General features: G+C 66.3%; 20 protein-coding genes. 12 read left to right on the plus strand and 8 right to left on the minus strand.

Going from position 1 to position 19,571, the window contains the following annotated elements:
- A partial coding sequence (locus tag AAHG09_RS30345; RefSeq protein WP_342111823.1) for a permease occupies nt 1-1,416 on the plus strand: 1,416 nt, incomplete at its 5' end.
- Between the two features lie 41 nt (nt 1,417-1,457).
- On the opposite strand, the gene AAHG09_RS30350 is transcribed toward AAHG09_RS30345, so the two are convergent.
- Entirely contained in the window at nt 1,458-2,078 is a 621-nt protein-coding gene (locus AAHG09_RS30350) for a PepSY domain-containing protein (RefSeq protein ID WP_342111825.1), read from the minus strand.
- Between the two features lie 371 nt (nt 2,079-2,449).
- Between AAHG09_RS30350 and AAHG09_RS30355 the strand changes: the two genes are divergently transcribed.
- Together AAHG09_RS30355 and AAHG09_RS30360 are read left to right on the plus strand one after the other, a co-directional pair.
- Nucleotides 2,450-2,932 (plus strand): hypothetical protein, encoded by a 483-nt coding sequence (locus AAHG09_RS30355; protein ID WP_342111827.1) that lies wholly within the window; start codon nt 2,450-2,452, stop codon nt 2,930-2,932.
- A 24-nt stretch (nt 2,933-2,956) separates the two neighbouring features.
- On the plus strand, nt 2,957-3,199 hold the full coding sequence (locus AAHG09_RS30360; protein ID WP_342111829.1) for a hypothetical protein: 243 nt from the start codon (nt 2,957-2,959) through the stop codon (nt 3,197-3,199).
- Nucleotides 3,200-3,425: 226 nt separating this feature from the next.
- Here AAHG09_RS30360 and AAHG09_RS30365 read toward each other — a convergent pair whose 3' ends face one another.
- Nucleotides 3,426-5,612: a CheR family methyltransferase gene (locus AAHG09_RS30365; protein WP_342111831.1), complete on the minus strand. Its 2,187-nt coding sequence runs from the start codon at nt 5,610-5,612 to the stop codon at nt 3,426-3,428.
- 91 nt (nt 5,613-5,703) lie between these two features.
- Nucleotides 5,704-6,069, minus strand: coding sequence for a DUF6894 family protein (locus AAHG09_RS30370; protein ID WP_342111833.1), 366 nt, complete (start codon nt 6,067-6,069; stop codon nt 5,704-5,706).
- Between the two features lie 148 nt (nt 6,070-6,217).
- Between AAHG09_RS30370 and AAHG09_RS30375 the strand changes: the two genes are divergently transcribed.
- Nucleotides 6,218-6,952, plus strand: a complete 735-nt coding sequence (locus AAHG09_RS30375) for a Crp/Fnr family transcriptional regulator (RefSeq protein ID WP_342111835.1) — start codon at nt 6,218-6,220, stop codon at nt 6,950-6,952.
- A 326-nt stretch (nt 6,953-7,278) separates the two neighbouring features.
- Entirely contained in the window at nt 7,279-7,428 is a 150-nt protein-coding gene (locus AAHG09_RS30380) for a hypothetical protein (RefSeq protein ID WP_342111836.1), read from the plus strand.
- A 408-nt stretch (nt 7,429-7,836) separates the two neighbouring features.
- Here the strand turns inward: AAHG09_RS30380 and AAHG09_RS30385 are convergent, their stop codons facing one another.
- Nucleotides 7,837-8,094, minus strand: coding sequence for a hypothetical protein (locus AAHG09_RS30385; protein ID WP_342111839.1), 258 nt, complete (start codon nt 8,092-8,094; stop codon nt 7,837-7,839).
- Between the two features lie 340 nt (nt 8,095-8,434).
- Here AAHG09_RS30385 and AAHG09_RS30390 point away from each other — a divergent pair, with 340 nt between their 5' ends.
- The 6 genes from AAHG09_RS30390 (at nt 8,435) to AAHG09_RS30415 (ending at nt 14,422) form a co-directional block, all read left to right on the plus strand.
- Complete coding sequence (locus AAHG09_RS30390) at nt 8,435-8,650, plus strand: hypothetical protein (protein WP_342111841.1); 216 nt, start codon at nt 8,435-8,437, stop codon at nt 8,648-8,650.
- A gap of 700 nt (nt 8,651-9,350) precedes the next feature.
- Nucleotides 9,351-10,433 (plus strand): YeiH family protein, encoded by a 1,083-nt coding sequence (locus tag AAHG09_RS30395; protein ID WP_342111842.1) that lies wholly within the window; start codon nt 9,351-9,353, stop codon nt 10,431-10,433.
- An 88-nt stretch (nt 10,434-10,521) separates the two neighbouring features.
- Nucleotides 10,522-11,820, plus strand: a complete 1,299-nt coding sequence (locus tag AAHG09_RS30400) for a molybdopterin-dependent oxidoreductase (RefSeq protein WP_412760112.1) — start codon at nt 10,522-10,524, stop codon at nt 11,818-11,820.
- Between the two features lie 11 nt (nt 11,821-11,831).
- Entirely contained in the window at nt 11,832-12,170 is a 339-nt protein-coding gene (locus tag AAHG09_RS30405) for a c-type cytochrome (RefSeq protein ID WP_342111844.1), read from the plus strand.
- A gap of 121 nt (nt 12,171-12,291) precedes the next feature.
- Nucleotides 12,292-13,275 carry a beta-propeller fold lactonase family protein gene (locus AAHG09_RS30410; RefSeq protein WP_342111845.1) on the plus strand — a complete coding sequence of 328 codons (984 nt, stop codon included), beginning with the start codon at nt 12,292-12,294 and terminating at the stop codon, nt 13,273-13,275.
- A gap of 67 nt (nt 13,276-13,342) precedes the next feature.
- Complete coding sequence (locus AAHG09_RS30415) at nt 13,343-14,422, plus strand: molybdopterin-dependent oxidoreductase (RefSeq protein WP_342111847.1); 1,080 nt, start codon at nt 13,343-13,345, stop codon at nt 14,420-14,422.
- Between the two features lie 9 nt (nt 14,423-14,431).
- Here the strand turns inward: AAHG09_RS30415 and AAHG09_RS30420 are convergent, their stop codons facing one another.
- The 4 genes from AAHG09_RS30420 to AAHG09_RS30435 form a co-directional block, all read right to left on the minus strand.
- Nucleotides 14,432-14,803 carry a YidH family protein gene (locus AAHG09_RS30420; protein WP_342111849.1) on the minus strand — a complete coding sequence of 124 codons (372 nt, stop codon included), beginning with the start codon at nt 14,801-14,803 and terminating at the stop codon, nt 14,432-14,434.
- Nucleotides 14,800-15,690 carry a LysR family transcriptional regulator gene (locus tag AAHG09_RS30425; protein ID WP_342111851.1) on the minus strand — a complete coding sequence of 297 codons (891 nt, stop codon included), beginning with the start codon at nt 15,688-15,690 and terminating at the stop codon, nt 14,800-14,802. The genes AAHG09_RS30420 and AAHG09_RS30425 overlap by 4 nt, the downstream gene beginning before the upstream one ends.
- 417 nt (nt 15,691-16,107) lie before the next feature.
- Nucleotides 16,108-16,530 (minus strand): response regulator, encoded by a 423-nt coding sequence (locus tag AAHG09_RS30430; RefSeq protein WP_342111853.1) that lies wholly within the window; start codon nt 16,528-16,530, stop codon nt 16,108-16,110.
- A gap of 51 nt (nt 16,531-16,581) precedes the next feature.
- Nucleotides 16,582-19,167 (minus strand): PAS domain-containing protein, encoded by a 2,586-nt coding sequence (locus AAHG09_RS30435; RefSeq protein ID WP_342111855.1) that lies wholly within the window; start codon nt 19,165-19,167, stop codon nt 16,582-16,584.
- Nucleotides 19,168-19,188: 21 nt separating this feature from the next.
- Here AAHG09_RS30435 and AAHG09_RS30440 point away from each other — a divergent pair, with 21 nt between their 5' ends.
- Nucleotides 19,189-19,548: a hypothetical protein gene (locus AAHG09_RS30440; RefSeq protein ID WP_342111857.1), complete on the plus strand. Its 360-nt coding sequence runs from the start codon at nt 19,189-19,191 to the stop codon at nt 19,546-19,548.
- Nucleotides 19,549-19,571 lie beyond the last annotated feature (23 nt).

Below are 19,571 nucleotides of genomic sequence, written 5' to 3' on the forward strand. Positions count from 1 at the left end.
ACGCTCGCGCAGATCAACGGACAGGGCAGACGCCATCGGCTCTCCTCCTCGGAAAGCTCTCCATCGAATCACATCACCGCCGCGGCCGAAACCCTGGACGATTCAATTCGATCGGTGACCGCTCTAGAAGCGTACGGGAGCAAACTTCGCTGCATGGGGATACCGCAGAACAGGCGCTTCCGCCGCGTAGGTTCGCCTGCACGGAACGAGATCGTTCGCTTGCATTTCTCGTATCGAAAGAGGGATATACACGTGCACGACATCGTCGATAAAATCGGTCAAGCGCTGCTGATGGCGGTTGGCATGGCGTGGCAGACTGGCTGGACGCTGGTGCTCGGTTTCTCGATCTCGGCACTATTGCAGTCAGTTGTCTCGACCGACCAGATGAAGCGGGCGCTCGGACGCAGCGGGCCGAAGGAGCTGGCCCTGGCCTCGGTCGCCGGCGCCGCCTCATCCTCGTGCTCCTACGCTTCGGCGGCGATCATGCGCACCCTGTTCAAGAAGGGCGCCGCGCTCGCGACCTCGCTCGCCTTCATGTTCGCCTCGACCAACCTCGTTCTCGAACTCGGCATCATCCTCTACCTGCTGCTCGGGTGGCAGTTCATGGCCGGCGAGTGGATCGGAGGGATCGTGCTAGTCGTGGTGATGAGCATCCTGGTCAAGCTGACCTACCCCAAGAAGCTCGCCGAGGCGGCCCGCAACCATGAGGAGGCAGCTGGCGGACACAACCACATGGCGATGACGGTCGAGGGCGACACCCTCGGTCAGCGGCTCGCCAACCCGCAGACCCGCATTCGCGTGGCTCAGAACTTCACCATGGAATGGTCGATGCTGTGGAAAGATCTCGCGATCGGCTTCCTGGTCGGCGGGTTCCTCTCCGCCTTCGTGCCGGACGCGTTCTGGAAATCCCTGTTCCTGACCGACGCCTCCCCCTGGTTTAAGGTGCCGCTCAACGCCCTGCTCGGACCCTTGATCGCCGTGCTGACCTTCGTCTGCTCGATCGGCAACGTGCCGCTCGCCGCGGTGCTGTGGGCCGGCGGCGCCAGCTTCGGCGGCGTCCTGGCATTCCTCTATGCCGACCTAATCGTGCTGCCGCTGCTCGACACCTACCGGCGCTACTTCGGCTGGAGGATGGCTGTCTACATCGCCGGGGTGTTCTACCTGACGATGGTCATCGCCTCACTGGTGATGGACCTATCGTTCACCGGGCTGGGTCTCGTACCGAGCCATGACACCGACGTGCGGGCGCAGTTGACCCACTTTTCGCTAAACTACACGTTCTGGCTGAACCTGCTGTTTGGTGCGTTGGGCTTCTACCTCTGGTGGGTCAGCCGGCAACATCCGATGCAGCATGGCCATAGCGGACAGGGGCATGCCCACCAGAGCCCAGGTTCAGAACAGCACGGCCACGGGTAAGCCAACGATGGCGGCCCCGGAACGCCGGGGCCGCGCTGGCGTCAATCGATGACCTTGCCGTCCGGGCCGACCTTGATGGTTTGTTCCTTGTCGGCGCCAGCGACCTTGATCTCGTACTGCACCGCCTTACCGTCCTTCGACACCGAGGCCTCGTAAGCCTTGCCGCCGTCCGCCTTCTGCTCGGCAATCGCCAGGGCATCTTTCAGTGATGTCTTGGCCTCGTTGAAGTTTGCGGGCTTCAGGAAAGTGAAGTAGCGCTCGATCGGCTGGTTCTCGGTCTTGTAGAGTGTACCGGTATCAGCGTTGATCCCGTACTCGATGAGCTTGCCGCTCGGGTAGACCACCTTGACGCTGTAGTGCGCCGGATCCTTGCTGTCGGCCTTCTCGAAGTCGGCATAGATCGCCCGGCCGCCCTTCTCCTCTCCCTGCGCCTCGGCGGTGCTGAGCGCCTGGGGCAGGCTGACCTTGGCCACCTTGGCGATCTGCCACTCCTTCATGTCGCTAGCGGCCTTCGTGGCCGGTTTACCGGTCGCTGGTGGCGGAGCATTGGTCGTAGCGTTGCCAGTCGCCGGACCAGTCGTCCCTGGCACAGCAGTCTGGGCCAGAGCCAGCGCGGGGCCAAAAGCCATCAAGCTGATGGACAGCGCGAGACGTCTCAACATGGCAGGTACCTTCCGTGCGGATTGTTTGGTTCCCAGCAACGTCCCGACTGCCGTGCGGTTGCTCGCGCGGCAATGATCCGAAGGTCTGTCGTCGCAGTGCGCTGTGGCGTCCCTAAAACTGCACTCTGTATCATCGCTTACCATCGTCTGAATTGGCCAAAGCTTTGAGGCGTAGTTCGCAGTGCTTTAGCCCGTGAACGCCTAGCTACGGTCCCCATGACGAGGTTGCTGGAATGCCAATCAGAATTTTGGGGATTGTTTTATGGGCCGATGCTCGCGAGCTCATCGGACGCATTTGCGACCGCAAACTGCACTGATATTGATTGTTTCCATCTCAGGTCGCATAATTTCTGTGTTGGATGAGGCTGTCTATGATCGACTCCGAGGCCGTCCTCTGGAACGAGATTGTGCACCGTGATGCGCTGCTGTTGTCTCGGCAGGCCCGCGCGCACCCGGCAAACTTGCGGCGTTCAGCGGCGGCGACCCGCTCCGGTGTGGCTGAGTTGATTGAGCGCGCCCGGGCCATCCTCACCGCTTCGCAAACCCAGCTGGACATCGCCACGGGTGCGAAATTCGACGGCGGGACTGCACCGGTACGTCCGACGCAACCCCGCGTGACGGTTCCGGCCACATCGATGCCGCAGCCGGGTGTCGTACTTCAGGCGCTGGCCGCGCTGAGATTGGGCGAGGATGACCTCGGAGACCTGACCGACGACCTGATCGCCGCCTACCGCGAGGCCGATCAACGGGACGATGCGGAAATGCGCGCGACCCTGCGCCGAGCCCTGATGTGCCTCGGCCGACACCTCGCCCGAGACGTCGAACCGAAAGCGGCCGGGGTCGTCATGAACTGAGCACCTCCGTGACAGAAGACGAGCATGGACGACGCGAATGAACCCAACGACGGTCAGATCCTCCAGCGGATCGCGACCCTGCTGGGCATCCCAATCCGAGACCTGCTTACGGTCGATCCTCCCTCACCGCCGTCGCAGGAGGAGGTCGAGGCCTTGGTCGAGGCGTTTCGGGCGGTGCGCGATCCGGCGACACGCCGGCATTACCTCGCCCTCCTCTCGGCGGAGGGCCAGCCACGCAAAGGCGATGCTGAGCCCGAGGACCGCTGACCACCGCACGCCAGTCAGTCGCCGCGCACCATGGCGATGAAGGTGATCACCACCCCCGTGATCGCGTCCGCGCGGGTCCGGTACGGTATCATCCGCACAAGATGCATGGGGTCGGCGATGCCCGCGTCGGGCTGCGCGATCCGACGCTCGATCTCCCGCCCGTCCTCCAGGGCACGTCACAGATCGTCGGCCAGATCCGGGTAGGCCGGGCGCACGGCGAAGTCGGTCAGCGGTCGCCCTCGACGATCGGGATGAATCGAGCCACCGCCGGCGTGAACGTACGGATGACGAGGTCGCGATCGAGGAACACCGTGGCCATGCCGCTGGCGTTGAACAGGTTGCGCAGGTCGCCGTTAGCCCGGTCGAGGTCGTCGATCTTGCCCGACAGCTCGTGGTTGACCGTTTGCAGCTCCTCGTTGAGCGACTGCAGCCGCTCGCGCGTGTCGCGCAGCTCGTGCTCCAGCTGCAGCGCGTCCGCCTCCGGGTACAGCTGCGCGTCGCGCCGCTCGGCCTCGTTCCGGCTCAGCGACGGACCCTGGTCGTGGAGCACCATCAGCAGCGGCTCGGCGCCGCCACGCTGCGGCAGCGGCTCGACCGTGAGCGACACGACCTGGACGCGGCCCTCCTCGCCCTCGACCGCGAGGTTCTCGCGCACGGCCGGCGCGCGCGTCTCGATCGCCTCGCGCAGCGCCGAGCGCAGGTCGAGCCGCAGGCCCTTGCGCGCCATAGTCAACAGCTGCCGGCTCGGCAGCCCGACCGCCGCCTCCAGGTACTTCCCGGTGCGCGGCGAGTAGTGCACCACTTCACCCTCGTGATCGACCACGACGTCGGCTGGAGCGAAGCGCTCCAGGACATGCTGTTCGGCCACCTGCCGCAGCGGCGGCGTCGAGCCCGCATCTGCGAAGGCCGGCTTCAGACCGCGCGCGTAGGCGGCGTGCCGCGCGAACGGGGCGGGCTGCGTGCCGGTGACGATCAGCGGTAGCGCCGCGCCCACCCGCTCGGTCTCCCGCGCCTGGAAGATGCGGTGACGCTTGTCCACCGCGCCGAACAGCTCGGCGTACTGGCTGACGTTCTCGGCCGTGCCCAGAAACAGGTACCCGCACGGGCGCAGGGCGTAGTGGAAGATCGGGATGACCTGCGCCTGCACCTCGGGGCCGAAGTAGATCAACAGGTTGCGGCACGAGACGAGATCGATGCGCGAGAACGGCGGATCGCGGATCACGCTGTGGGGCGAGAACACGCACAGCTCGCGCACCTCCTTGGTCACCACGTAGGAGCCGCCCTCGGCGGTGAAGAAGCGTTGGCGCCGCTCGGGCGACACGGCGTCGAGCAGCGCCTCCGGGTAGCGTCCGGCGCGGGCGACGCCGAGCGCCTGATCGTCGATGTCGCTGGCAAAGATCTGCACCCTCGGCACGGCGCGCAGGCCGTCGATGTGCTCGCGCATGAGCATGGCCAGCGAGTACACCTCCTCGCCGGTGGCGCAGCCCGGGACCCACACCCGCACGGTGTCGTTCGCCCCACGGCCCTCGAACAGCCGCGGCAGCACCTGCGTCTTCAGCGCCTCGAACGCCCCGGCGTCGCGGAAGAAGTTGGTGACGTTGATCAGGAGGTCGCGAAACAGCGCCGTGACTTCCTCGCCGTCCTGGCGCAGGCGCTCGACGTAGTCCTCGATCCGGGTGATCCGGGTGATCTGCATGCGCCGCTGCACCCGGCGGGCGAAGGTCTTGGTCTTGTAGCCGGAGAAGTCGTGCCCGATCTGGTCGCGCAGCAGCGCGTAGATCTCGGCGCTGGCCGCCTTGGCGGCGGCGCCCTCCAGCCCCTCGATCACCCCGAAACTGCGGGCGTATTCAGCGAGCTTGGCGCCGATCTGATCGGCGGGCAGGACGAAGTCGACCAAGCCGGTGGCGGCCGCGCTGGCGGGCATGTCCGGGTGGCGCGGCACGGTGCCGTCAGATCCCTGCGCGAAGGTCAGGCCGCCGCGCTCCTTGATCGCCTTGATCCCGAGCGTGCCGTCCGTGCCGCCGCCCGACAGGATCACACCCACGGCGAACTCGCCGCACGCCTGCGCGAGTTCGCTGAAGAACAGGTCGATCGGGTTGCGCTCGCGCTGCACGGGATCGTGCTCGCGCAGCCGCAGGTGGCCGTCGGCGATGCCGAGGATCATCCGCGCCGGCAGGACGTAGACTTGGCCGGGCTCGACGCGCATCCCGTCGGTGGCGACCGTCACCGACAGTCGGGTGAAGCGGTCGAGCACCTCGTGCAAGAGGCTCTCGCGGTCCGGGCTGACGTGGGTGACGACGACGTAGGCGAGGCCGCCATCCGGGCCGAGGCCGGAGAACAGGGTGTCGAGCGCCTCGATACCGCCGGCAGAGGCGCCGATGCCGACGATGGGAAAGCGGGGCGGAGCAGGCATCGGAGTGGGCTCGGTCGGCGATGGGGTGGGAGGCCTTGACGCCGCGAAGGGTGAGAGATGGTGCGGGGCGCACCCGGTGATGTCGCCCCGATCAGGGCAGGCGGGAGCGGGCGAGGATCTCGCGCGACTGTCGCGTGGTCTCACGGGCGCGGGCGATCTCCGCCGCGATCTCGCCCGACAGACGCCGCGCACGCACGAAGCGCTTGGACGGTCGCCCCTGCCGCTGAGGGCGTAGCGGTTCGCTCAAGGGGACTTCCATGAGCACCACCCCCGCCGCGTCGGCGATGACGAAGGCATGGCCGCGGGGCTCTACCCCGTGCCGCATAAGATCGACCACCGTCTCGGGAATGGCGCGGTACGTCTCCAGATAGGCACGCTCGAGGTCGGGAAACTCGATCCCGAGTTCATCCTCTTCGAGCCAGTCGGGTCTGCGCAGGTGGATGTGGAACAGGGGCAACAGTCTCTCCGCGGTGCGCCGCGCGGCGGTTTTGCTCCGTGGCACGCCAGGGTATGTAGCCTTCTCCAGCCCCAACACCCAATATCTTGGATCAGCGTCGGGGTGGATACAGAGGCCGCGCCACTTTCCCTTCAGGAGCGCCGCAGTGATGGATCCCTTCACCACACGGCTGGCGCGGCTCGCCGGAACGATCTCCGACGGCGGGATCGCGTCGCGGCGGCTAACGATCGGGCGGATCCGAAACTACGCGCCGCGCTCGGACATCGCGTGCGCGGGTGAGCCGCCGCGTGCCGTGCGCGTCGTCGTCTCGGGCTGGGCCTGTCGGTATAAGCTTGTTCCGGATGGGCGGCGTCAGATCCTGGCGCTGCTGCTTCCCGGGGACGTATGCGACGGCCACGATGGCCTCGACGAGATCGATCACACGATCGGCGCGCTGAGCGCGGTGGTCCTGGGTGAGGTCGATCCAGCGGCCTACACGGTGGCGGTGCGGACGGATGATCGGATCGGACAGACGCTACGGCGGATGGTGTCAATCGAGGCGGCGATCCAGCGCGAATGGACGTTCAACGTCGCTCGGCGAGACACGCGGGAAGGGTTGGCCCACCTGTTCTGCGAGCTCTACCATCGCCTTGACGCGATCGGGCTGGTCGATGGGGGCGGCTACGCGATGCCGCTGACCCAGATCGAACTGGCGGATGCGCTGGGTGGGACGCCGGTGCACGTCAACCGTATCTTGCAGGTGCTGCGTCGGGAGCGTCTGCTCGTGCTGACGAAGCGACGGTTGGCGATCCCGGACCTCCGGGCGCTCGAAGGGGTCGCGTTGTTCGATCCCGCCTACCTACACCAGTACACGACTGCGGCGACTGGCATGGCGAAGTCGTAGCGGCGAGTGGATCGCCTCAGCGGCCAAAATATTCGCCTCCCACGTTACTCTAAATCAATGTTGCGGTGTCGTGCGCGTGCGACGCGAGGACGTCGACGCCGCTCGCAGATGGTGCCGGCATCCCCGCGTCGGTCCCATGAGGCCCTCGACGGTCCGGCGCGGGGTCCCCCTGGCGCGGTCGGCTCGGCGTTGCAGCAGGACGCTCGACCGACCCGGGATCGGAGAGCGATGCGATGGGCTGCAGCGTTCATGTCGAGCGGGTTGGCGCGGACGGAATATCGGAAGGAGTGGCGACGTTCCACGAGGTGGGAGGCGAGAGTAAGGCCTTGGCCATCGCGACCGACGCGGGCGACGTACACCCCTGCGAGCCACAGCACATCGCTCCGGTATTTGACGACTTCGGCCACCTCATTCCGGCCCCCGCCGGGCGCAGGATGGACGGCGTCGAGGCGAAGCTTGGCGATGCCGGACGATGAGTGGTCGGACCGGGCGCTGGCCGACCGTGACGCGATGCTGATCATCGGCGCCCTGTTCGCGCTGCAGATCGTGTTTCTGCTCGGTATTTTTATGGGGCTGTAAGGTCCCGCCGCACGGCGAAAGATCGACGACGCCTTGCGCACAAGGTTGGCACCGGATCGACGAAGTATCCCGGGGCGGGGGCAGTCCGTACTGTCGTCAGCGCTCCCCGATCCGTGTCGGGTTCGGCTCCGTGATGTCCTGTGCCGGGATCGAGGGCCTGTCTTCGTTCGAGCCCTCGTCATCACCGGACGATGGATCGTGTTTGACCTCTTCCGGATCCGGGACGTCGACAGGAAGTCCCCGGGGACCGAGATGTTTGCGGGTGTGAGAACCACCCGGGGTTCGGTGCTGATCCTGTGGCATCGTCAGATCCTCGAAAACGGGCCTTCCTCGGGACCGATCTCGCTGCGATCCCCGAGCAGGTGGCGCCCCGATGCGATGATCTGGATAATCTCGCGGCTGTCGCATTCGCGACGCGCGACGACCTCCAAATCGCGCAGGTAGGTGATGACCGGTTCGCGAGCGCTCTGCGGCTGCTGAAGGACCGGCTGGACCTTGGTGGTGACATGCTCGGCGACGGTATCCCAGAACGCGGGTGAAGGCGCGGAGGCGTGAGACATCATCGGCTCCCGGCGTGTTGAGAGGATGGAAGGGTGGCCCCGCCAGCCGTGATCGGGGGTATGCCAAAACCGGCGGGGCCGACCGGAAACGCTCCGGCCGATCTCGATTTAAGGGCCGAGGGGCACTGCCAAATCAACTTGTATCAAGGCGCGGCCAAACTTTCCGTGAAACGCGACGCCAGTCCCTATCAAGGCGTCGGGTCGATGAGCTACCCACTGCGTTGCGCTATCCCACCGAAGCGAACGAATGCTTCGAGATGCTGGCTGAACAAGGCGCATCGTTCCACGGCTGTCATGCCTGCTCACGACGCTCCGACCACCGTTTTAGCATGATGAGGTTAGCATGCTGATCCACGTCTTCAGCGATCTCAAATCCAGGTACGCCTTCACCGCAGACCCGACGGGTTCGAACCTCCCCGACGAGGGCGGCCTGTGGCAGCACCGCAAGACCATGGAGCTTCGGGATACCGACAAGCGGATCGGCATGGACTCCAAGCAAGCGATCCAAGCGATCCAGACGGAGGGCTACTCATCGTCCCGGCCGAGATCGGCAACATGAGCGGCTGATCCGACCGGAGCGCGGCCTTGGCGGATGGGTCGAGGTCACATCAAGACGCAGTCGGTCACTTTCATGCGGAGAGTGCAGCCGAGTTCCAGCTCTACCGTTCCACTGCGCTTGCCCTATTGGAACGCCGCGATCCGCGGCCGCTTTCAGGCGAAATATCGGGGTCCGGTTTCCCAGCCTGTGCCGAAGCTGTCGGGCGGCTGGCGGACGGCCGCTTTGGGGTAGCATCAGCAGTGCTTCCGGCGGCTGGGTTGGGTCGATAGGAGCTCGTCTGCTTTTCAAGCAGCTCTCCTCCAAAGCAGCCATTCCGCTTACGGCCACTTCCGGCCCACCGGAATGTACCTCTGGATGACCGGGGTGGGTGGAATTCCGCCGGTCCGCTTTCGGGCGGCAACGTGGAAAAGCGGACGTCGCTGCCGCACCCGCTTTCAATCCTTCACGGACCGAAAATCAATTCCAGCCCGAGGCCTGCATTCCAATACGAGTCGTCGTTGTGATCAGCACCAGCCATGTCGGTGGGCGCTACGCTTAGCGGTCATGTGGTCTGCAAGTCGACCGAGCGGTGGCGCGCAGTGCTCCGATAGCCCCGCAATCAATCTCTATCGACGAATGGAACGATCGCGACGTTCTGTTGGATCGATAAGGCCGGTGCAGCGAGGATGGGGACAGATCCCAGTCCCACCGCGAGACTGCCATGTCCGAGCCTGCCACGACCAGAACCCTCCCGTCCGCCCCGCTCCTCGTTCTGCCAGGCCTGGCCCTGTGTTTGAGCGTGACCGCGCTCGCCATCGGTTTGGAGGCTCTTGAGGACCGTCTGTTCGGCCGGGCGTGGCTGGAGGCCCTGGTCCTCGCCATCGTGCTCGGAACGGCGATCCGCACCGCCTGGAACCCGGGACCGCGGTTCTTCCCCGGTATCGCCTTCGGCGCCAAGACCGTTCTGGAGATCGCCGTCGTCCTGCTCGGAGCCTCGCTCAGCGTCACTACCCTGCTCGCCGCCGGCCCAGGGCTCCTCGTGGGCATCGTCGTCGTCGTCGCGGCAGCCATCGCGGCGAGCTATGGCATCGGCCGGGCGCTCGGGTTGCATCCCCGCCTCGCTATCCTGGTCGCCTGCGGCAACTCCATCTGCGGCAACTCGGCCATCGCGGCGACCGCCCCGGTGATCGGAGCCGAGGCCGAGGACGTGGCCTCCTCGATCGCTTTCACAGCCGTGCTCGGCGTCCTCGTGGTACTCGGCCTACCGCTCCTGGTGCCATTGCTCGGCCTGTCACCGATGCAGTACGGCGTGCTGGCGGGCCTGACCGTCTACGCCGTGCCGCAGGTACTGGCCGCGACTGCGCCGGTGGCCGCTCTCAGCGTTCAGGTCGGCACCCTGGTCAAGCTCGTGCGGGTCCTGATGCTCGGGCCGGTGGTTCTCGTCCTCTCCCTTGGGGCAAGCCGGCTCCGCGAGGAGACGGACAAAGTCGCTCCCCACGTCAGCGCGGGCGAACGTCCGAAGCCCGGTAAGATTGCGGTTCATCGCCTCGTGCCGTGGTTCATCCTGGCGTTCCTCACCATGGCGGGGCTGCGCTCAGGAGGATTGATCCCACAGGCTGCCCTGTCGCCGATTGCCACGACCGCCAACGGCCTCACCATCGTCTCGATGGCCGCGCTCGGGCTCGGGGTCGACGTGCGCAGCGTGGTCGGCGCGGGTGCACGGGTCACGCTGGCGGTGGTCGCCTCGTTGGCCGCCCTCACCGCCGTCAGCCTCGGCTTGATCCGGATCCTAGGGATCGCGTGAGCTGGCTCTGCCCCGACGCGCTCGCTCGCCTCGCGAAAGAAGGAACGATCTTCTCGGCCGAACGGAATGAGCGGATCTTTCTATTAGAATGCTCATCGAGGGGGAGATATCTTCTCCTCATCGAAAAGACGGGCCCCGGGAAGCCCTACCCGAACGTGGAGGAACGCCGTTGAACCATGCTGCAATCCCTCGCCGTGCTGTGCTCGCCGGCCTCGGCATCGGCGGTCTCGCCGCTGCTGCACCCGCCTGGGCCGCCGGCTCGGTCAAGCTCCCGCTTCCCGGCGGCCCCGACACGCGCGATCTCACGACCGCGTTCCCCGGCAAGGGGTCCATGATCCTGCAACGCACCCAGCCACCGCTCCTGGAGACGCCGTTCGAGGTGTTCGACCAGGGCGTGTTCACCCCAAACGATCAATTCTACGTGCGCTGGCACTGGGCCTCGATCCCCACCGAGGTTGACGCGAAGACCTTCCGGCTGAAGGTGCACGGGCACGTCGACAGGGAACTGTCGCTGTCGCTCGACGAGATCGCTCGGCTGCCGCGGTTCGAGATCGCCGCAGTCAACCAGTGCTCGGGCAACTCCCGCGGGCTGTTCGAGCCGCGGGTGCCCGGGGCGCAGTGGGCCAACGGTTCGATGGGCAACGCCCGTTGGACCGGCGTGCGTTTGAAAGATGTGCTCGACCGCGCCGGGGTGAGAACTGGGGCGATGCAGGTGCGCTTCAGCGGCCTCGACGAGCCGGTGGTAAATGACGCGCCCGACTTCAAGAAATCGCTCGCTCTCGATCATGCCCGGGGCGGCGAGGTCATGCTCGCCTACGCGATGAACGGCGAGCAGCTGCCCCTGCTCAACGGCTTCCCGCTGCGCCTTGTCGTCCCGGGGTGGTACTCGACCTACTGGGTCAAGATGCTGTCCGACGTCGAGGTGCTGGACAAGCCTGACGAGCAGTACTGGATGAAGACCGCCTATCGGATCTCCGACGTGCCGGGGGCGAACATCAAGCCCGGCCAGACCGGCTTCAAGACAGTGCCGATCAACCGGATGGTGCCGCGCTCGTTCGTGACCAACCTGCAGGACGGCGCCAAGGTCGCAGCCGGTGCACCGGTGGCCGTGCGCGGCATCGCCTTCGGCGGCGACTGCGGGGTCAGGGCCGTGGACATTTCCAGCGACGGAGGCGTGACGTGGTCTCCGGCAAAGCTCGGCGCTGACGAGGGCCCCTACAGCTTCCGCCGGTTCGAGGGCGACCTCCCGGCACTCGCGGCGGGTGCGCACGCGATCAAGGTCCGCTGCACCAACACCAACGGCCTGGCGCAGCCGATGGACCGGGTCTGGAACGGAGCTGGGTTCATGCAGAACGGCGTCGAGACCGTGTCACTCCAGGTCGCCTGAGGGAGAGAGCCATGTCCATGCACCGCACCGCATTCCTCCTCGCCGCTCTCGCCCTCACCCCCATCCCGGCGCTGGCTGCTCCGACATCCGAGCCGATGCACTTCACCTCGCAGCAGGTTGAACTGCCGGGCTCCGACCGGGTGTTCCCGGATGGCCCCGGGGCGGAGGTCGTCAACAACAACTGCCTCGCCTGCCACTCGGCCGGCATGGTTCTCACCCAACCGAGGCTGTCGAAGGCTCAATGGACGGAGACCGTCAACAAGATGGTCCACGTCTACAAGGCGCCGGTCGATCAGGCGGACGTACAGGCCATCGTCGACTACCTCGCCGCGCTGAAGCCGCAGCCCTGACACTGTCGCGTCCGCCCCATCCTCGTCCTCGCCGCGCGGGAGGGGATGGGCGAGCTGGACATCTCACAGCCCCGCGCGGCGCGACCCCGCGTTCGCCGCCCCATGCCCGAAAGACCCTCCCATGACACCATTTCGTTCCGGCCTGCGCTCGCTCATGGCCGGCAGCGCGCTGCTCCTCGCCGCGCTCGCCCCGGGGCTCGCGGCCGGCTTCGACGGCGCGATCAAGAACAACTCCCTCGCACTGAGCCCCGACGGGCGCACCGCCGCCGTCTCGAACAGCGAGGAGAGCCGGGTTCTCGTCTACGACGTGACCTCTGGTAAGCTTGCGCGCACCCTCGATGGCTTCGTCACGCCGCGCAACATCGTGTTCACACCCGACGGCGCTCGCTTTTACGTCTCCGACAGCGGCACAGGCCGGATCACCGCCTACAACACGGCGACCGGCCAGGAGGCCACGATGATCGCGGCCGGGCCTGGGGCGTTTGGAACAGTGCTGTCCGGCGACGGGGCCAAGCTCTACGTCAACAACGAGGCGTCGAGCACGGTGAGCGTGTTCGACACTCGGACCGGGCTGGCACAGGCCGTGGTGACGGGCTTCAGCCAGCCACGGCAGGGGGTGCGGCTCGCGCCCGACGGCAAGACGCTCTTCGTGACCAACTTCCTCGGCGACAAGATTACCCTCGTCGATACGGCGAGCCACAAGATCACCGGTGAGATCACCGGCTTCGACAAGCTGCGGGCTATCTCGATCACCAAGGACGGCAAGACGCTGTTCGCCGCCAATAGCGGACGCAACACCGTCGGCGTGGTCGATCTGACCGCAGGAAAGGTGGTCGCCGAGGTGCCGGTGGGCCAGGACCCCTACGGCGCGGCGCTGACGCCGGACGGCAAGTTCGTCTACTCGGGCAACCTCAAGGACAACACGCTGTCGGTGATCGACACCGCCACCCGCAAGGTCGTGGCGACCGTCACCGGCCTGAACGAGCCGAGGCAGGCGATCGTGTTCTCATCCGACAACACCAAGGCCTACGCGCTCAACCGGGATCTGAGCGTCGCGGTGATCGATCGGGCGATCAATGCCATCACCGCGACCATGAGGCCGTGAGCGGAGCGCGTCGGGATCGGATCGGTCCCGACGCGTTGGACAAACGCACCTGAACCTGGAGACCCGCATGTCGAGCTTGGCCGAGCGCAAGGCGCGCCTGATCGTCCACGGGGATGCCCCTTACAACGCCGAGCCACCGCTCGCTCGACTGCGCGCGGCTTACCGCACCGCGGCCGACGACTTCTACGTGCGCTCGCACGGCGACCTGCCCGAAATCGACGCGGACGGTTACCGCCTCAGCGTCGATGGGACGATCCAAACCGCGCTGGAACTGTCGCTGCACGGATTGCGCTCGCGCTTTCCCCAAGTCACCGTGACCGCCACGATGCAGTGCGCGGGCAACCGCCGTGCGGACATGCGGGCGGTGGCGCCGGTCTCCGGCGATCCGTGGGACGGCGGCGCGATCGGTACCGCCGACTGGACCGGGGTCCGGTTGGGTGATGTGCTGCGCGAGGCCGGGATCGACGCCGGTGCAGACCTGCACGTCGCCTTCGAGAGCCACGATACGGTCGAGGGGCATCCCTACGGGGCCTCGATCCCACTCGCCAAAGCGCTCGCACCGGAGACCCTGCTCGCCTACGCGATGAACGGCGCGCCGCTCCTGCCCGAGCACGGCTTCCCGCTGCGCGCCGTCGTGCCGGGATTTGCCGGGGTGCGCAGCCCGAAATGGCTGAAGCGCGTCACCGTGCAGGACCGGCCGTCCGACAACCCGATCCAGGCCGGCGACTACAAGCTTTTCCCACCCGATGTGACCGCGGAGACGGCCGACCCGAACGCGGGGCACACCATCAACACCATGCCGCTCAACGCGGTGATCTGCGAGCCGGCTCGGGGTGCGCGTTTGAAAGCCGGATTGAACATCGTCAGCGGCTACGCCGTATGCGGGGATCGCGCCGTAGTCCGGGTCGACGTCTCGGGTGACGGCGGCCGGACATGGGCGCAGGCCGCGCTGGAGCACGACGCGCGTGCGCCGTTCGCCTGGACGTTCTGGTCGATCGACCTCGATCTGCCGGCAGGCGAGCATGAGCTGGCGGTGCGCGCCTGGGACGAGGCCGGGCAGACCCAGCCTGCCGCCCCCGACGACACCTGGAACTACAAGGGCTATCTCAGCACCGCGTGGCACCGCGTGCACATCACCGCCGCCTGAGGCAGCGGCTCAAGCCCAGAGCAGGGCGGTGGCAGCGAGGCCTGAGATCGCGATCAGCAGGGTTGCGATCCCGATGGTTAGCATGCGCGGCATCATCGGCACCTCCGCGTGGGCGAGGCGTGCCCGGATCGCCCGGTCGCGCCAAGCGGCGGCGGCGAAGGATGCGAGCGCGCAGGCGATCAGCGTCAGCGACAGCACCTTCAGCGGCCACAGAGCCAGCACCTCGCGCAGGAAGCGCTGTGCGGCCAGGCCCACGCCGAGGAAGGCGAGCCCGGTGCGCAGCCACGCGACGAATGTGCGCTCGGCTGCCAGCACCGTCCGGTCCTCGGCGAGCTTGACCCGCGGGTCGTCGGCCGGCACGGGTTTCGAAGGCTCGCTCATCCGGCGTCGGCTTGCTTGATCAGGTCGAGCAGGGCGTCGGCGGCCCGGCTGCGATAGCGCTCCTTGTGGCGTAACATCCGAAAGGTTCGGGTGGGCAGTGAAAACCGCGCCGCGACCAGCGAGCCTTCGGCGAGCTCGCCCGCAACGACGGCCTCCGACAGGACGCTTGCCCCCGCCCCGGCCTTTACTGCGGCAAGCACGGCCTCGTTCGAGGGCAACTCCAAAGACACCGTCAGGACGTCCGGTGCCAGCCCCTGCGCCGCGAGCGCCGCTTCGAAGGCGGAGCGCGTGCCGGACCCGGCCTCGCGCAACACGAACGCGTGCGCCGTAAGATCAGCGGCCGTCAGCGCGTCGGCGGAAGCGAGCGGGTGGCCGGGCGGGACGACGAGGACGAGGCGATCCAGAGCGACCGCGACGCTCGCCAGGGCCGGGGCATCGACCTCGCCCTCGACGAAGCCGAGTTCGGCCGCCCCCTCGGCGACGACCCGCGCGACGTCGGCCGTGTTGCTTATAGCGAGACGGATCGCGACCTCGGGGTAGGCGGCGCGGAACGCGACGAGGTGGCGGGGCAGCCAATGGCTGGCGATGGTCTGGCTGGCATGGACGCGCAACGTCCCTCGCCGCAGCCCGCTGAGATCGGCCAACACCAGCTCGGCAGTTTCCGCGCGAGCGAGCACCGCCCGAGCCTCGCCGAGGAAGATGCGACCGGCCTCGGTCAGCTCAATGCCACGCCCTACCCGGTGGAACAGTTTGACCGCGTGCCGGGCCTCCAGCCCCGAGATCGCGGCGCTGACCGCAGACTGGACGATGTTGAGCGCTTCGGCCGCGCGGGTGATATGCTGGCGCTCGGCCACCGCCACGAAAATGCGCAGCTGATCCAGGGTCATCGACGGGCTCGGCGGTCTAGAAGAAGGCGGCGAGCCTATCACGCGCTGGTACGCTCGGGTCTGTGAGACTGCCCTATCAGAACTGCTACGTTCCAGCTTGACGGTTCCGTTCCTCAAACCCTATCGGACCGTCGCAATTTGGGTCGGCTTGCGGGCAGTATGTTGGGGTCCGGTTCCCCCCGAGCCGCGCTTGCGGGGTGGCCGACGAACGACCGCATTTGAGAAACGCAAACGTTCTTCCCAGCGGCCGGGTTGGGTCGCAAGCGGGAGGGCTGCTTGGGGTGGATTTCCGCCGGTCCGCTTTTGGGGTGAATGCATAGAAGCGGACACCGCCGTGCCCGCTTCTGTCCATCAGCAGGTGTAGCAGATGCTTACTTGCGTCGCACTGAGTGCTGACGGCGGACATACCCGTATCGTTCAGGCGGAGATTTTTTTACGCAAGGGATCCGGCTTCTGCTCGTCCGGTAGTACGTCGTGCAGGTGGCGATGCACGATCTTCGCGCTGAACGGCTTGGCAATGAAGTGCGCCCCGTCCGGCAGATCATGCGTCCGTGGTTTGGTCTGCCCCGACGCAACAACGATCGAAATATGCGGATAGGCGCTCGCAACTTTGCGGGCGAGGGCGAAACCATCGTGCACGCCCGGCATCTGCACGTCGGTGAACAGCAGCGTCATGCACGCATGGTGCTCTTCGAGCACAAGCAGGGCCTTATCGCCGGACGCAGCCTCGAAGGTCGTGAACCCTGCCTCTTCGAGGATATCGACTGCGTCCATGCGGATCATGCTGTCGTCATCGACGACAAGGGCGCAGGGCGAAGCAGTCGAGGGATCGGAGGTCATCAGACCCAATGTTTGACTTATGCGAAAGGTCCGGTGGGCGCGACGCTATGTTCAACCGCCCGCCATCAGGTCGGCGACCGACGTCGTCAGCGTGCAGACCACGCCCTCGGGGGGGTAGCGCATATCGACGGTCCCACCGGCGAGCCCGCGCTGGATCAGACGTGAGCCGAACCCGCGTCGGCGTGGTGGCGTCACCCGTGGACCGCCATGCTCGGTCCAGATCAGCTTGAATTCGGCATTGGCCTCCGCACCGCACAGCGTCCAGACGAGATCGACGTACCCCTGTGGGTTGGCGAGCGCGCCATACTTGGTCGCGTTGGTCGCTAGCTCGTGCAGCATCAGGCCAAGCGCCAGGGCGGCCGAGGGACCGATGCGCAGGTCCGGACCGGACGGTCGGAAGCGGCCAAACTGGTCCTGATGCAGGGACAAGGCCCCCTCGATCACAGCGGTGATCGGTGCACAGTCGTGGCGTCCGCTCAGCAGAATGTCGTGCGCCTTGCCGAGTGCGATCAGGCGCGCGGCCAAGGCTTCACGGGCTTCGTCGATGCTCTCAGCGTTTCGCAAAGTCTGCGAGGCGATCGACTGTACCAGGGTCAGGGTGTTTTTCAGCCGGTGGCTGAGTTCCTGATTGAGGACGTGTTGCTGCTCCTCGGCCTCGATGCGGGCGATCGCCGCGCGGGTGCGGTCGGCGACGTTGCGCACGAAGGCAATCTCTTCGTCGAGCCAGACGTGAGGCGTCGCGTGCAGGGCATAGAATAGCGAGACGAACCGTCCGCGTTCCATCACCGGCAGATTGAGGATGGCGGCGACATCGATCTTAGCGAGGTTGGCTGCGTCGGCGACCGTGCGCAAATCATCCGTCGTGTCCGGGATGACGACATCGTACCCGGCCTTCAGCTCCTCGATATACGATCCATAATCGCGAAAATGGTGCAGCCCAGCGATGCTCCGCAGACCGGCGGCCGACCATTCCTGAGCGACGACGATCGTCTCCTGCTCAAGGTCGACCTGTCCGTATCCGGCATGGCTGAGACCGAGCGTCCGGCCCATGACTTCGGCCGCGATCTTGGCAACGGCGGCCTTGTCGCTCTCATCGCGCAAGCGGTCACCGAATTTGGCGATCGCCGCCCTGCGCACATCGGCACTCCGGCGCGCCGTGATGTCGAGGAACAGACAGCTGAACCGATCGTCGTGCTCCTGATTGGCGCGGACCTCGAAAGTGCGCTTCAAGGCCGGCACGGTGATCTCAAACGAGATCGGTTTGCCCGTCTCGACGACGCCAGCGTAGGTGTCGATCACCCACTGATCGATGTCGGGAATGAGGTCTCGGACCGTCCGACCAATGCTGTCGGCCGGCAGCCCGGATTGCTGCACGAAGGCCGGGTTGATCTCTAGGAACCGGTAGTCGATGGCGCGACCGTCTTCATCGCGGATCAGTTCGCCGAGGAAGAAGCCCTCCTGCATACCCACGAACAGGCCGCGCCAGCGCGCCTCGCTGAGGGCGAGATCACCCTCAATCGTCTTCTGGGCGGTGATGTCGCGGGAGACGGAGAGCAGCCGCTCCGGCCGTCCATCCGCACCGGGGATCGCAGTAACCTGCACGTCCCACCATTTCGGCGTGCCGGCGTAGGTGTCGGCCGGACCCTGGAAATGGCCGATCCCACCGGCCTTGGCGGCATCAAGGGCAGCAAGGGCATCTTGATGCCCCTGGCCTTGCCAGAAGTCCGGCCACGGGCAGCCTTTGACCTCGTTGAAGTCGCTGATCTCCATTACCCGGAGACCGCCCTCGTTCATAAAGGTGAGCCCACCGTCGAGGTCGAGGACCTTGATGCAGTCCGCGGAGGACGCGAGGACGCCGCGCATGAACTCGGCATCCGCCCGCTGCCGCTCGGCGGCTTGGCGTTGAACCGTCCGGTCGCGCAGGATCTTCAGGAACCCCTCGGGCGTGCCGTGCTCATCAAGGAGCGGCATCATCTCGCCGTTGGCCCAGAACTGGCTGCCGTCCTTGCGGATGTGCCAGCGCTCGTCGGTGCCGCGCCCGTGCATGAGGGCTGAGCCCATCTCAGCCTCCGGGATGCCGTTCTGCACATCGAGTTCGGTGAAGAACACGTGCGCCCGCTGGCCGCACATCTCGGTCGCGGACCAGCCGAGGATGCTCTCGGCACCGGTGTTCCAGCTAGTGATCTGCCCTTTGAGATCCATCGCGATGATGGCGTAGTCGATCGCGCTGTCGAGGATCGCAGTGTTCCGACGATCGCTCTCGCGGCGGTCCTTCAGGGAGCGGCGCAGTTCGAGCATCGCCATCGCTTGGCTCGCCAGCGTCCGCAGGATCAGCGTCTGCGTGGCGTTCAACTGATTGGGCTTGGTGTCGAGAACGCACAACGCCCCAATCCCAAGGCCATCGGCGGTCACCAGCGGCGCACCGGCATAGAAGCGCACATGCGGCGAGCCGGTCACCAGGGGGTTGTAGGCGGTGCGCGGATCGCGGGTCGTGTCGGGGATCACAAGCACGTCGCGCTGTTCGGCCGTGTACGCGCAGATCGAGGAAGCGATGGGCGTTTCGCGCGACCCGAAGCCGGTCTCTGCCTTGAACCATTGTCGGCCGGCGTCGAGGAGCGAGATCAGCGCGACCGGCATGCCGCAGGCGGCGGAGGCGGCTTGGACGATGGCGTCGAACTCGGCCTCTGCCTCGGTGTCGAGGATCGCGTAGCGAGCCAGCGCAGCCTGCCGGCGGGCGGTGAGGTCGATTTCTATCACGATCTTGGATATGTCTGTCGCGCGGCGTCAAGCCTTCATGGCTGCGAATACCCCGGCGGGCAACACCTCGAAATTTATGTGTCTTTTAGACTTTGGATCGGCGTCTGCGGCATATGCGCTGATAGCAGCCGACCGGGGATCGAGGACGTCCGCTTTCAAGATGCACTGAACGGCTCGTCGGTGTCCGCATTGGGTCGTAAGCCGAATGGCAGCTCAGGGTGGCTTGCAGTCGGTCCGCTTTCGCGCGGTAGCCGCGTCTAATCGGACACCGTCCTACCCGCGCA

This window comes from Methylobacterium guangdongense, assembly GCF_038442355.1.
Classification (GTDB): Bacteria; Pseudomonadota; Alphaproteobacteria; order Rhizobiales; family Beijerinckiaceae; genus Methylobacterium; species Methylobacterium guangdongense.